We start from the raw sequence: 13,927 nt of genomic DNA on the forward strand, positions 1-13,927 counted from the left end.
GGGACACCGATGACCGCCAGAACACCCGGTTGTTCCGCAGACAGACCACTATCGCGTCTGTCTGCGGGATGGCGGTGTGGTACGGCGTCGGCAGCGGTGTTCCTCGCAAGGCCCGCTGACGAAGGCGTACCCGCAGCGGTACGTAGAGGAAGCGGAACGCAGCGACGGGACACCGATGACCGCCAGAACACCCGGTTGTTTCACAGACAGACCACTAGGAAGGTCTCCGGTCGCCGGCAGGTTGCGCGCCGAGCGGGCAGCGCCACCACCGACTCTCCCGGGCAGAGACTCATTCCGTCGTGCCGAAGCCCTGCTCCGCCAGGTTCGCCACCAACTCGACCAGGGTTCGAACCCCGAAGCCCGAACCCCCCTTCGTCTGGTAGTGCTCGTCGCGGGTCCAGCGGGCAGGACCGGCGATGTCGAGATGCGCCCAAGGAACGTCTCCCACGAACTCCGCCAACAGCAACGCGGCCGTCAGCGCGCCACCCCAGCGGCCGCCGATGTTCTTCATGTCGGCCATGGGAGTGTCGAGCTCGCGGCGGTACTCCTCGGGAAGCGGAAGGTGCCACACACTTTCCCCCGCCTGCTCACCTGCCCTTTCGATCCGGTCGATCAGCGAGTCGTCGTTGCCCATCACTCCGGCGATGGTGTCACCGAGCGCCACCTTGCACGCACCTGTCAAGGTGGCCAGGTCCACCATCAGATCCGGCCCGTGCTCGACCGCGTAGGCGAGGGCATCGGCCAGGATCAACCGTCCCTCGGCATCCGTGTTGAGCACCTCGATGGTCTTGCCGTTGCGGGTGGTGAGCACGTCGCCCGGCTTGGTTGCGAGGGGTCCGGGCATGTTGTCGGTGAGCGGCGCCAGACCCAGCACCCTCACGGGTAGCCGCAGCCGGGCGATGGCAGCCATGGCGCCGATCACCGCGGCCGCCCCCGACATGTCGGTCTTCATCGTCTCCATGGCCTGAGCCGGCTTGATGCTGAGGCCGCCCGAGTCGAAGGTGATTCCCTTGCCCACCAGCGCGACGAACGTCTCGGAGCCCTCCGGCTCGTACCACAACTCCACGAGGCAAGGATCCCGGTCCGAACCGGCCGCCACGCCCAGCAACCCTCCGAAGCCGCCCTCCTCGAGGTCCGGCACGTCACGAGTCTCGAGGCGCAGGTCGAGGCCCGCCACCAGCTCCGCCACGCGGCGTTGGATCTCGCGGGGCGCCTTGTCCCGAGCCGGCGTGTTGACCAGATCACGCGCCCAGCTGACCGCTTCGGCAACCGCCGTCCCAGCTTCGCAGTCGATCTTCTCCCCGGTGCCCATCAGCAGGAGGGAGTCGGTCCGGGCGGGCTCCGGCTTGCTCCTGAAACGGTCGTACGAATACTGCGAGAGCAGAAACCCCTCCACCACGGGCGCCGCCTTCCCCCCGAGGGCCAGCGTGGTGGCTACCGAAGCCTCCTTCGAAGCCTTGCGCCCGAGTGTCCCGGCGGCCCTGCGGAGGGTGTCCGCGTCCGGGGCCTCGCCGACACCCAGCGCCACCACCGTGTGCGGATTCTCCGACCCGGTGTCGTAGGAGCAACTCTGGCCGGCCTTCCCCTTGAACCCCGCCCGCTCGAGTGCCCGCTCGAAGCCGGCGCCCAGCGACGCGACGTAGCCCTCAACATCGCCCTGCCAGACGAGGCCGGGCCCGGCGGCGAGACCTAGTACGCCGGCGCGCGACGCCGCGTCGTCTTGCGATTCAACGAACTCGATATCCAAACTAAGACTCCAGTCTTCCGTACGCGGATGCTAGCCCTGATTCCGCAGGGTCAAAGGGGTGGAACACCAGCTGCCAGCGCCCGGACGAGTATCACCGAACCGAGTGAGGTCAGGACCGCCAGGTAGCTGAGACCGGTCGCCGCCATCACCCCCGGGTACGACGGGTAGCCGAGGGCGAACCAGACGGCGGCCATGAGCAGGACGCTGGTGGCCGCCAGCGCCACCGACGCGATCAGTGGCCCCGTCGAGGCCGCCGGCGGAACACCCGGCACCACGTGCACCAGCCAGTCGAGGAGGATCGCCGCGCCGCCGATCACCGCCAGAGCGCGGAGTGGCCACCGGGGCATCCTCGGACTCACCAGGAACCAGTGCCCGAGCAGCATCTCCCCTGTTATCCCACCCAGCGCGGCGGTTCCCGTGATGGCGGGAAGGGGCAGGCCTACCACCGATGCCCCGACCAGGAACAACAAGGATGACGAGCCCAGGGCGATGGTGGCCGCCCAACGATTCCGGGCCACGAGCGCGGCGCCCGCGCCCACCAGCATGGCCACCGCCGCCAGGACGCCCTGATCGAAGTACCAGGCCCCCCCGCCGACGAGCACCACGGTGGCGACGGTCAGCCAAAGGAAACCCGGCCCGACGATACGCCAGTAGGCCACGGCCGCACCGGAACCGGCCACGCCTGCCGCCCACATCGCCAGGACCACCTCGGGACTGAATGCCAACTCCGACCCGAACATGGCCTCCGTATCCGGTCTACCGTCCACCATCCGAGAAACCGCAGGCGTGGGAGCGCCGTCGATCAGTCCGGGGTGCGCGGCCAGTATACGAACCGGCACCCTGCGACAATCATCCCCGGTGCTGAAAGAGACGGAAATGGACCTCCGATGCCGGTCCCCGATGTAGCGACCCGGGGTTGCCGGCATCGGGGCCAACTGGAATCTTGGGTACGCTCCCCGCCCAGAAGGAGGTTCGCCTGTCCGAGTTGCCCCGCGTCTCTGTGGTTATGGCGGTACGCAACGAGGCCGCGCACATCGAGACCACCCTGCAGGCCGTCTTCGACCAGGACTATGAAGGCCCCTTCGAGGTGGTGGTCGCAGACGGGCGGAGCACCGATGGGACCCTCGCCATCCTGCAAAGGAGCGCCGCGGCGGACTCCCGCCTGAAATTGGTCGACAACCCCGAACTAGGGGTGGGTTCAGGTCTCAACCGGGCCATCGGAGCGGCCGGGGGCCAGGTCCTGGTGCGGTGTGACGGGCATGCCGAATTCGCCCCCGACTACGTGCGGGTGGCGGTCGGGCTGCTGGAGGAGACCGGAGCGGCCAACGTGGGCGGGCGGCAGGACGCCGTGGGCACCACGGGACTCCAACGGGCGATAGCCATCGCCCTGAACTCGCCGGCCGCGGCCGGTACCGCCCGGTTCAGGCACTCCTCGGTGGCCGGGCCGGCGGATACCGTGTATCTGGGGGTGTTCCCCCGGCAAGCCCTCGATGAGGTGGGGGGTTTCGACCCCACCCTGGTTCGCAACCAGGACTTCGAGCTCAACCACCGGCTCCGGAAGTCCGGGAAGCTCGTCTGGTTCGACCCGCGGCTGGCGGTCACCTACCGACCCCGTTCCAGCCTCCGCGCCCTTTGGAGGCAGTATCTCGACTACGGCAGATGGAAACGGGTGATGCTGACGCGCAATCCGGGCGCGCTCGCCGCGCGGCAGTTAGCTGCGCCTGTGCTGGTCATCGGGTTGATCGGCGCTGCGATCAGCGCCGGGATCGGCGTGCCGCTCTGGTGGATACCGCCGGCCGGCTACGGGATGCTGATCGCGATCACCACGCTCTCGGAGACGATCAGGCGCCGGGATCGGGCCGCTTGGCTCCTCCCGGCCGTGATGCCGGCCATGCATCTGGCGTGGGGGATCGGCTTCCTATTCGTTCCCGCCGGAAGGCGTCGAGCCGCCCCAGAAGAAGGCCCGAGCTAGCAAGGTGGCCATCTCGCCCCGGTTAAGGGGCTTGTCGGGGCAGAACGAGGTCTCGGTGCAGCCGACAGTGATACCTTCAGCGGCAATGGCGTGGATGGCCCCGCTGTGGGTACTGGCGGCGGGAACATCATCGAACCTGCGGCCGTCAAACGAGTCGAGCGGCGCCAGGTCCAGCGCCCTCATCAGGAACGTGGCCATCTCTCCCCGGGTGAGGGGACCGTCCGGACAGAACCGGTTGGTAGCGCATCCGACCGTGATCCCGGCCTCGGCCAACGCATATATCTCTCTCGAGTGCGGGAAGGAGTCGGGGACGTCCGCGAAGTTGAGGCGATAGGGCTCCTCGGGCATCGGGAGCCGGGCGGCCCTCGCCAGCAGGACCGCTACCTCCAGCCGGTTGGCCTGGTCATTCGGGCAGAAGTAGAGGCTGTAATGATCGCAACCCTCCGCGATCCCGGCCCGCCGGAGGGTGTCTATTGCCGGCTCATGAGTGTGGCCGGCGATGTCCTGGAACGGGGGTAGCTCGTCGAAGAGTATCTCGTCCTGTTCGGGCGCCTGCCCCTCCTCGTCGAGACCCTGGCCCGGGGTCACGGGCTCCTCGGTGGGCGGCGCCGGCCGGTCGTCGATGGCCCGGACGACCGACGACCTGAGGCCGAGCCCGTAGCGGAGCCAGCCGCCGGCGACCGTTGTCGAGACCTCGCTTGCTCCGTCCCACCCGTCGAACCGCACCCGGGAGGGGCTGGTGGTGGTGGGACCCGACACCAGCCGGGCATCGGTCACCTCGTCCCAGCCCAGCTGGTCGGCGATCTTGGACGCCGGGATGGTGGTGCGCCACGAGGCGACCGGGTTGCCCAGGCTCGGATCGAGGTCCCAGGGGTCTTCCACCGGTAGCAGGTATGGCCACTGGGTCACCGACGTCAGCCGCCCGTCCCACTCGGTGAAGAAGCCGTAGCGGTTGCTGTTGGTGACTCCCCCGGTCGAGGTGGAGTAGAACGCCTGGATGATGCCGCCCTTGGTGAAGCGCTCCCACCCCTGCCCGAAGTAGGTGAGCACCCGGCCCTCCGTGGCGGCCACCGCGTCCACCCAGGCTGCTTGGTCGGCGCCGTCCTCCCGCCACCATCCCGCGTACACCTGATCGCGGGTGTTGTCATACAGGTGGCACCAGCACGAGTCCTTGCGGGAGGCGCCGATCCCCGGATCCGCATCGGGATCCGCCGGACGGTCGTTCACCTCCTGGGCCAGGAACTTGAAGGCCGCGTACGTACGGGCCGCCACCGCCTGGGCCTCGTTGACCCCGGGCTCCTTCCAGAAGGGGAAGATCTCGGCGATACCGCGTACATAGTCCTCGAGGCCGAGGGTCAGCAGCACATGAAAGCCGACCTCGACCGGATCGTCCCGCAGCTTGATAGCGCCATGGCGGTACTCGCATTCCGAGTCCCTCACCACGCAGGGCTTCCTCCGGTCCTCGCCGTATCGAAGCTGGATCCCGTCCGCTTCGGGCCACGAGATCGAAGCCCGGCAATCCCCGGTGGTCCCCTGGAGTTCGCCCGCCATGAAGAACCCGCACTCCCCTGCATCGATCCGGCGGAACTCCCAGCGCTCCCCCTCCTGCGGCTGCTCCGGCTTGGGACAGGGCCCTTCACCGTCATCTGCCAGGCAGAGATCCAGCGGCCCGCCGACCGGGGTGAACTCCAGGAGGGTGATCTGGGAGGCGATATTGATCCAGAGCGGGTTGTCCAGCGTGGTCAGCAGGTCGCTCGGCAGGTCGAGATCGGACAGATCGGCGGGACTCGAGCCGGTGTAGTAGTACGCGGCGATGTCCTCGCCACGCTTCCCGGGGTCCGCCAAAGCCTGGCCGCGAGCCCCCCACTGGCCCATGCCCACGCCGTGGCCCCAGCCCGAGCCCTCGAAGGTGAAGGTCCTCTCCTGGGCCGCTGCCTGGAGCGCCAGCCCGATGACGGCCACCAGCACCAGGAGCATGCTGAATAAGACAGGGGTGGTCGGCCCGCGACTCCTCGACCTGGGGTTTTGTTGGGAACTAGCGGGCCGACTGGACACTTTTCGGCACGCTCCTAGTAGCAATGCCCTTCTGACCACGCCGGCCAGTGTAGGACGGAATTCGATGATGTTGAAGGTTTGGGAGGGCAGGCGAGATGGGCGACATCGCCGGCCACAGGTATGGCGCGATGGCCGGGGTGAGCGCCCGCCGGTCTCGAGCCCGGGAACGGTCGAGACATGTCATGGCTCCTGCAACATCGATCGTGTTACGAGTCTGCTGCTATCTTGGCGGCTCCGTGTTCGCCCTTGATGCAGGCCCGGCCACCCTGTGGTTCTCCCTTGCCGCGGCTCATGGGTGTTGATGGCACACCGAAAGGTCGGATGAGTCCTCCAGTCCCCCCGGCCGACGTACGCGGCAACGACTGGGCGGCCCTTGATACCAGTCCCACCGGCACATTCGTACCCACGCTGGCGGTGAGCGTGATCGTCACCTACTACGAAGCCCCCGAGTCGCTGGAGTTGACCCTGGCGGCGCTGGAGGGCCAGAGCTACCCGCGGCATCTATTCGAGGTATTGATCGTCGATGACGGCTCACGCATTCCCCTGGAACCGCCCGAGAGCAGCCCCCTGGAGGTGCGGGTGGTCCACCAGGAAGACCTGGGCTTCGGATTGGCCCGAGCACGCAACACGGGCGCCCGGGCGGCCGCCCACGACATCCTGGTGTTCCTCGACTGTGACATGCTGCCGGAGTCGGACTGGCTCCTCGAGCACTCCCGCTGGCACCATGCCGCCTCCGATGTCCTCACACTCGGCTTCAGAGCCCACGTCGACGTGACCGGCATCGACGCGGCCACCGTGCGGCGCCGGTCCGGCTCTCTGGGCGATCTGTTCGCCGACCGGGAGTCGCAACGACCGCAGTGGATCGAGTTCCACATGTCGCGGACCAACGACCTCACCTCGGACGACGATGACCTATTCCGGATCGTGACGGGTGGCAATCTCGGTGTCTCGCGAGAGTTCTATGAGGCCGTGGGGGGCTATGACGAGAGCTTCACGCAGTGGGGCGCGGAGGACACTGAGTTCGGCTACCGCGCCTACACCCGGGGTGGTGTGCTGGTCCCCGCCCGGAAGGCCCTGTGCTGGCACCAGGGAGAGGGCTCGACGCCCAGCGAAGCCGAATCCGCCAGCCTGGAGTTGCAGAGAGCCAAGATATCCCAGCTCATCGCCCATCACGGCTTCAGACGCGCCGTTCCGGGCCGTAGCTTCTCCGTACCGCAGTATGTAGTGACCGTGCGCGCCGGCGCGTCCCGCGAGATAGCCCGTCTAGAGACGGTAGAGCAGTTGCTGGCCGGGAGTGTTCACGATCTGGTCGTGTGGATCGAGGAGCCGGCCGGAGGCGCTTCCTCCCGCACCCGGGAGCATGAGATGCTCAGACGACTGCTGGCCGGCGACCCCCGCGTGCGGTTCGGAAGCCCGGGAGGCGCCGCCGAGACGATCCCGGCAGCCTCGTTCCACATCACCATCCCCGCTGAGGCCGAGGTCAACTCCGACGCGGTGGAACTGCTGCGCGGACAACTGGGCTCCAGCCCGGCCGCGTCCACCAACCCGATCGATTACGCGTCCGGGATCAGCATCGTGCGCTCCTGGGTACTGCACCGGGCAGCCCGTCGCGGGTTGACCGTTGCCGAATGCGAGGCTGTCAAGCCGCTCGATCCGGATGAGACCGGAGTCGTGAGCGCACGGCCAGGCCCCGAAAAGAGATCATCGGTGGCCCGTGGGATCGGATCGGGACGCTGGTTCTTGCGCCGCACTGCGCGCCGTCTGGTCAAGCTGCAGCACTTCGCCAGTCGCAACATCCGCCGATGTCTCAACATCATGAAGGCGGTTTGGCGGGAGGCATCCGGGATTCGCAGTCTCGACGACGCCCGGCAGTTCCACGGCTGGGCGATGCGGAGCGTCACTGTCATAACGAAGAAGAGGCTGGGCGAGGCCGGCGTGAGACTCCGGCGAGGTCAGCAGGCCCACTACCGGCTCGGCCCGGAGATGATCACGGTTGGACCCGTGGCCTCGGCGGTCTTCTCCACCGCGTCCCGGATCGGAAAGGCCGTCGGCGCGTCCACCCAGGTTGCGGTCACCGACACATCCCAGCAGGGTCAGGGCATCCAATTGGATACGGTGGTAGTGCTCTCCGAACTCGACCCGTCGGCTTCCGTGCCCGCCTTCGACGCCGAGAAGTTCAACCCTCGCGGTTGGAACTACAGCCACGGCTCGTCCCCTGCGATCCTCGGTCCCAGACACGTCCGCAGCCTGGATCCGGATCGTCTCCGAAGGCTGAGCCGGGCCCACCACGTCAGGGACTCCGCCGACATCCACGACGGCGTCGCTTCTCGGGCAGCCACGCTCGCGGCCCTGGCGGCAACGGGCGTCGTGGTACGCCTCCCGGAACCCGACGCTCAACTGGGCTCCTACCTCGGGACCGAGCTCTACTCCCTCATGACCGATGAACTGGTGGCAGGGGCGAGCTCCCACCAGCGGGAAACCCTGAGCATCGCCATGCGACGCGGTGCCCTGCGGGACCATTCGCTGCGAGCCCGGGCACGGCAGGTTCTCGCCGGAACGGATCACCGCGGGCCTCCGCTACCGCTGGTCACCGTACTCCTCGCCACCAAGCGGCCCCACCGGCTGGCCGCCTCGGTCGAATCGGCAGCCGGCCAGACCTACCCGGAGGTCGAGCTGGTGCTGGCTTTGCATGGCGAGGGCTTCGACCCCGCCGTAGTCGAGGAGATAGTCGGCTCCATCGACCGCCCGTGCCGGGTGGTTCCCGTGCCCGGCCACGTCCCACTGGGGGCTGTTCTCAACGCGGCGGTGGCCGAGTCCACAGGCAGGCTGCTCACGAAGTTCGACGATGACGACTTCTACGGGCCCGAACACTTGTGGGACCTGGTGCTGGCCCACGAGTACTCCATGGACTGCCTGGTCGGGAAGGCCGCCGAGTACGTCTACCTCGAGGAGTCAGACCGCACCATCCAACGCTTCAGGAACCGATCGGAGCGCAGATCGGCCAGCCTGGCCGGTGGCGCGATGATGATTGCACGGCATGATCTGGACGCCCTCCTCGGTTGGCGGGAGGTGCCTGCCGGCGTCGACCGCGCCCTGATCGAGGACGTGCTGATAAGCGGGCGGAGGGCGTACCGGACTCACGGCAGGGGTTACATGCTCGTCCGCCACAACCAGGGCCACACCTGGCAGGCGAGGGACACCTACTTTCTCAAGCAGGCGGACGAGGTGCGCGAAGGCTGCGACCTCGCATTCGCGGGAGTGATCTAGGGCATGTTCCCTCTGTCCGGCTGCGGGCGTGATACTATTAACATATAGAATCATTGTATGACCAATACACATTTGCTGTAACTGCTCCCACACAGCAAGCAAGTCAAGATCTTCGAGCCAGACCCCCTGGCATCCTGGACTTAGCCGAATAGGACTGCAAATGGTGCCCGCTGCCCGAGCATCTTGGTAACTGGACACCGTGTACACCCGCATGAATCGCTGAGCCGATAACGGAGTTCTAGACCGGGTGTTCAACCGCCTCCAATAGCACCTAATGATCCGTACCAAAGGAAATATCGCCATGAGAGTCACCGGGAACCCGGGGCGATTCATCAAGCCCCACACGAATGGGAGGACAACTACTACCATCACACGGCCGCACAAACCGAGTGTCCAGCCCACAGGGGGAACTCCAGACCTTGAGCCTGGACGTAACCAACATCCGGGTCAGATCACTGTCAAGTTCTCAAGTACCCCGACGGCTGGTACGTAGTCCGCACCAAGGAGCGAGCCGTATCGCGCTAGCACATCAGCCTCGACTTCACCGGCAAGCCCCGTCGGCAACGGTCACGCCCGCACACTTGCTATGGCCCTGAGGATCGCCCTTTCCGGCTGGTACGGGTCGGACAACCTGGGAGATGAGATGATCCTGAGTTGCATGACCGCCGCCCTGCGCGCCCGGGGGGTGGAACCGGTAGCGGTGTCGACCGATCCCGAGCGGACTGCCGCCGTCCATGGCGTCGAGGCAGTGCGTCACCGCTCGCCCTTTGGCAGCGCGGCGCTGCGCCGGTCGCTGCGCCGGTCGGACGCCATGGTCCTCTCCGGAGGCGTGGTGCAGTCGGAGACGTCACCGTGGAACATGTGGTTTCACATGTCACGCCTTCGCGCCTTCAGGCGGTCGGCGTCGGGCACCCGCCGACGAGGGCGGGCCGTGGTCGCAGCCATCGGCCTGGGAGTGGGACACGTCCGGGGCGCCGGCGACCGGCGGCTGGCGGTCTCGGAGATGCGCCGGGCCTGTCACGTCGTGACGAGAGACGCCGCCTCCGCTCAGCGCCTGAGCGGCTGGGGTGTGCCCGACGTGGCGATCGGCGCCGACCCGGTGCTCGCCGGGAACGCCGCGCTCGTTTCGAGCCGGGCGGGTGCGACCCGACCGCCGGACTCGACGCTCTCTCGGAGCGATTCCGAGGACAGTATCTGCGTGATCCTGCGCCCGCCGAATCGGCGAGGCATCCGCACCGCTGCGGCGAAGACCCGCACGTCCTGGCAGCCATGGATAGGGCAGCTCGCGCTCTCGCTGGACGCGCTGGCCAAGCGGAGCGGCATGACGCTACGCCTGCTGCCGTTTCAGCCCAGCCAGGACACCCCCATGCTCGTGGCGCTGCGACAGAGGATGAGAACGGACACTGAGCTGGTCATCCCGAACGTCGGCAACGTGCTGGCCGAGGTCGCCCAGAGTCGCTTGGTGGTCACCATGCGCTATCACGGCGCTATCGCAGCCCTGCTCAACGATCAGGCGGCGGTGCTCCTGGACTACTCTCCGAAAATGAGATCGCTCGCCGCCGAAGGCGGAGGCTGGGCTTCGCTCGTCGACCTGGCTCCGCTAGACGCCGGGCGCTTCGAGCCCCACAAGCTGATTGGCGCGGCTGACGACGCTCAGGCCAAGTCGCACCGGACAGCCGAGGCGCGTGGCCTGCTGCGTGCGCGCCTGAAGGTCAACGACGCCGCGCTCGACGATCTGCTCGATCTGATCCAGTGACCTGCTGACGGAGCGTCGAGTCAAGTTGAGCCAGTCTCGGCAGCCCCTCCGACCCGTCGCCCCGGCCGCTCGAATGAGACGCGCCAAACCCGGCGGCTCCTGTCCCGGCCCGGCGTCGCAACTACCCGCGGGTATCTTGCTGCTAGCCAGATGACAGGCCGCCCGTGGCAGCGACGCCTTCTGAAGTGGCTGAGGATTGCATACCTCGCCCTGCTCGCGGCCGCCGTGCCCGTGCTGGTGCTGGCGCGCCCGGACGAAGTGGCCGACCTTCTCCGAGACCTCGCGGGCGCAAGGCATCTGCTCGTGGCGGCGTCGTTCGCGGCAGGGTTCCTGCTGATAGGACTGAGTGCCTACTTCTGGCTCGTAAGCCTGCGCATACTCGGCCGGCGTCCGCTCTTCCTCGATCTGACCGTCACCGCGGCTCGTTCCCTTCCGGCCAGGTACGTGCCGCTCATGGTCACGTTCGCCATCAGCCGCGTGGCTCTGATGCGGCGCCGCGGCATTCCGGGGCCGCCTCTAGCCATTACCGCTGCGCTCGAGATGTCGGTGAGCCTCGCCGTCTCGGTGGCTTATGGCCTGATACTGCTCGGCTGGGCCGGCGGGCTGCCCGGAGGCCTGGCAATCCCGATCGTCGCCGCGGTCGGGGTGATCGTGGCCGCCTCGCCATCGGTGGCGGGACGTGCCGTCGCGGCGGTGGCTCGGCGACGCGGCCTGGACAGCCTGGCCCCGGTCAGCGGGTTCACATGGCCGGGCTACCTGCACATGATCACGGCATCGGCCTGCTACTGGACCTGCGCAGCCGCCGTGTTCTGCCTGTACATGCGCGCATTCGAGTCCGCCGACGGGTTCGGGACGGCGCGCCTCGCCGGTGCCTTCGTGCTCACCTGGGGAGGGCTGCGTTTCCTCTCTGTGATCGCGCCCCATGGAATCGGCGTGGTGGAGGTGACCCTCCCGTCACTGCTCGGTGCAACCGATCCCCTGGCTCTCGGCATATTGATATTCGGCTTCAGGCTGGTGTTGCTGCTGCGCGACCTGCTGGCCGCGGCCGCTTCCGAGCTCCTCTCCGCGAGGCGCATGACGGTCGAGGAGGGTCGGGTGAAGCGGTTGGAGAGCACCGAGCCGTGATCCACGTCTTCGTCGGCACCCGAGCCGAGTACATCAAGATGGCGCCGCTGATGTGGCGCATGGAGGCAGCCGCCCTCCCCTACCGGCTGATCGACTCCGGCCAGCACGCCGACCGGTCGGAGTCGTTCCGGGCTGAACTGGGCTTGCGGGAGCCCGACTTCGCCATGGGAGGCACGCGCAGCGTCAACTCGGTGGCTGCGGCTCTGTGGTGGGCGGCAGGACTCGGTCGCAAGCTGGTGCTGCCCCGGCGGCTCGATCGAACCGTCTTCGGCGGGCGCCGGGGGATCTGCGTGGTTCACGGCGACACGCCGACGACGCTGATCGGCGCGCTCATGGCGAAGCGCGCCGGGCTGGCACTGGCGCATGTGGAGGCGGGCCTTCGCAGCCATCGGTGGCTGCACCCCTTTCCGGAGGAGATCATCCGGGTTGCCGTCGACCGGCTCGCCGACCTGCTCTTCGCGCCTGACGACACGGCAGCCGAGGAGCTGCGCAAGCGCGGCGTGAGAGGGCGGATCATCACCGGATCCTCCAACACGGTCAGCGATGCGCTCCGCGATGCCCTGGCGCCCGGCGCCGCAGGTGCGACGCCGTCTACGACCGGCATGTCGGGAGGCACTCGCCCGGGCGAATATCCACGCCGGACACGCCCTGCCGTGGTGACCATGCACCGAGTGGAGAACCTGTACCGGCGGCAGCGGAGACAGGCGCTGGTACAGACGATCACGCGGCTGGTGCAGACGACCCCGGTGCGTTGGTACGTGCACGAGCCCACCCGGCGGGCGCTCGGATCGGCAGGTCAAGCGGGCCTGGAAGCCTCCGGCGTGGAGCTTGTGCCGATGGTCCCGTACGACGAGTTCGTCAGGGCGCTCGCACGGGCACCGTTCGCCATCACCGACGGCGGCTCCATCCAGGAGGAGTGCGCTCTTCTGGGCGTACCTGTGCTGCTGTGGCGAAACCGGACCGACCGACCCGACGGCCTCGGTGAGAATGCCATGCTGAGCCGCTATGACCCCGCGGCGGTGGAGGCGTTCCTGGCAGACCCCGAACGCTGGCGACGGGATCCCCGGCTGCCGGAGTCGAGCCCGTCTCAGGAAATTCTCGAAGTTCTGGCCGAATGGGTGGACGGCCGAGGCGATCACGGGAACGGCTGAGGCTGCCGGAGCCGGGGGCGGGTCGGATCGCCCAACCCGCGAAGCGTCGGAGCGGCCCGGTCAGGCGCGCCTCCCGAGTTTGCGGACACGTACGGAGATCCCGTAGCGAACGATGCACACGAAGGCGGCGATGCCGTCCTTCCATGTGATCTTCTTGCCTTCGGCGTAGTTCCGGCTCGTATAGGAGACCCCGGTCTCCCAGATGCGCCAACCGCCGGCCGCCACCTTCGCCGTGATCTCCGTGTCAATCCCGAAGCGGTTCTCGCGCAGGTCGAAGGATCGTATGACCTCGAGGCGGAACGCCTTGTAGCAGGTCGCCATGTCTGACAGGCGCACGCCGGTGAGCATGTTCGACAGCAGGGTCAGCACTCGGTTGGCGACCATGTGCCAGAAGTACGGCACCCTATGCGACGGGCCCTCCTGCATGCGGACTCCGTACACCACGTCGGCGTCCCCGCGCACCAGGGGCGCCATCAGCGCGTCCCAGTCACCGGGGTCGTACTCGAGGTCGGCGTCCTGGATCACCACGAATTCGCAACTTGCCTCGCCGAAACCCAGCCGCACCGCGGCACCCTTGCCGCGGTTCTCGGGATGTCGCAAGACCGTGACACGAGGGTCTTCGTATTGGGACAGCCGGTCCTGCGTTCCGTCGGTCGAACCGTCGTCGACCACTATCAACTCACCGGTGAAGGGACTGGCAAGCACCCTGGAGACGATCTCGTCGATGGTAGCGACCTCGTTGTAGCAGGGCATTACCACCGATAGGCACCCGTCTGAGGCACTCACGCGGCGTAGCCTAGCATTCCCCAGCCTGTTAGGGTCGCCCCGGTTGACCGCCGGGGAGGGCCCGAGTT

At 67.6% G+C, this 13,927-nt stretch carries 9 protein-coding genes; 5 read left to right on the top strand and 4 right to left on the bottom strand.

What is annotated here, in order from left to right:
* Positions 1-289: 289 nt before the first annotated feature.
* Both OXK16_04755 and OXK16_04760 read right to left on the bottom strand, forming a co-directional pair.
* Complete coding sequence (locus OXK16_04755; GenBank protein ID MDE0375257.1) at positions 290-1,747, bottom strand: leucyl aminopeptidase; 1,458 nt, start codon at positions 1,745-1,747, stop codon at positions 290-292.
* Between the two features lie 50 nt (positions 1,748-1,797).
* Positions 1,798-2,586: a hypothetical protein gene (locus OXK16_04760; protein MDE0375258.1), complete on the bottom strand. Its 789-nt coding sequence runs from the start codon at positions 2,584-2,586 to the stop codon at positions 1,798-1,800.
* A 104-nt stretch (positions 2,587-2,690) separates the two neighbouring features.
* Between OXK16_04760 and OXK16_04765 the strand changes: the two genes are divergently transcribed.
* A complete protein-coding gene (locus OXK16_04765) occupies positions 2,691-3,719 on the top strand; it encodes a glycosyltransferase family 2 protein (protein ID MDE0375259.1) in 1,029 nt (342 codons plus the stop codon).
* On the opposite strand, the gene OXK16_04770 is transcribed toward OXK16_04765, so the two are convergent.
* Complete coding sequence (locus OXK16_04770; protein MDE0375260.1) at positions 3,666-5,696, bottom strand: S-layer homology domain-containing protein; 2,031 nt, start codon at positions 5,694-5,696, stop codon at positions 3,666-3,668. The two genes, OXK16_04765 and OXK16_04770, sit on opposite strands and share 54 nt — an antisense overlap.
* Positions 5,697-6,095: 399 nt before the next feature.
* Here OXK16_04770 and OXK16_04775 point away from each other — a divergent pair, with 399 nt between their 5' ends.
* From OXK16_04775 to OXK16_04790, 4 genes are all read left to right on the top strand, one after another.
* Positions 6,096-9,041 carry a glycosyltransferase gene (locus tag OXK16_04775; GenBank protein ID MDE0375261.1) on the top strand — a complete coding sequence of 982 codons (2,946 nt, stop codon included), beginning with the start codon at positions 6,096-6,098 and terminating at the stop codon, positions 9,039-9,041.
* Positions 9,042-9,627: 586 nt separating this feature from the next.
* Complete coding sequence (locus tag OXK16_04780) at positions 9,628-10,797, top strand: polysaccharide pyruvyl transferase family protein (GenBank protein ID MDE0375262.1); 1,170 nt, start codon at positions 9,628-9,630, stop codon at positions 10,795-10,797.
* A gap of 150 nt (positions 10,798-10,947) precedes the next feature.
* Positions 10,948-11,922, top strand: a complete 975-nt coding sequence (locus OXK16_04785; GenBank protein MDE0375263.1) for a hypothetical protein — start codon at positions 10,948-10,950, stop codon at positions 11,920-11,922.
* The gene (locus tag OXK16_04790; GenBank protein MDE0375264.1) at positions 11,919-13,073 is read left to right on the top strand and encodes a UDP-N-acetylglucosamine 2-epimerase; all 1,155 of its coding nucleotides are present in this window, start codon (positions 11,919-11,921) and stop codon (positions 13,071-13,073) included. Before OXK16_04785 ends, OXK16_04790 begins: the two co-directional genes overlap by 4 nt.
* Positions 13,074-13,133: 60 nt before the next feature.
* On the opposite strand, the gene OXK16_04795 is transcribed toward OXK16_04790, so the two are convergent.
* Positions 13,134-13,859, bottom strand: coding sequence for a glycosyltransferase family 2 protein (locus OXK16_04795; protein ID MDE0375265.1), 726 nt, complete (start codon positions 13,857-13,859; stop codon positions 13,134-13,136).
* Between the last annotated feature and the right edge of the window lie 68 nt (positions 13,860-13,927).

Source organism: bacterium (genome assembly GCA_028821235.1).
GTDB lineage: Bacteria > Actinomycetota > Acidimicrobiia > Spongiisociales > Spongiisociaceae > Spongiisocius.

What these genes read in the sequence shown, in the direction of transcription:
- OXK16_04770 (MDE0375260.1), bottom strand. Translation starts at nt 5,696, where the DNA reads ATGCTCCTGGTGCTGGTGGCCGTCATCGGGCTGGCGCTCCAGGCAGCG.
- OXK16_04775 (MDE0375261.1), top strand. Translation starts at nt 6,096, where the DNA reads ATGAGTCCTCCAGTCCCCCCGGCCGACGTACGCGGCAACGACTGGGCG.
- OXK16_04780 (MDE0375262.1), top strand. Translation starts at nt 9,628, where the DNA reads ATGGCCCTGAGGATCGCCCTTTCCGGCTGGTACGGGTCGGACAACCTG.
- OXK16_04785 (MDE0375263.1), top strand. Translation starts at nt 10,948, where the DNA reads ATGACAGGCCGCCCGTGGCAGCGACGCCTTCTGAAGTGGCTGAGGATT.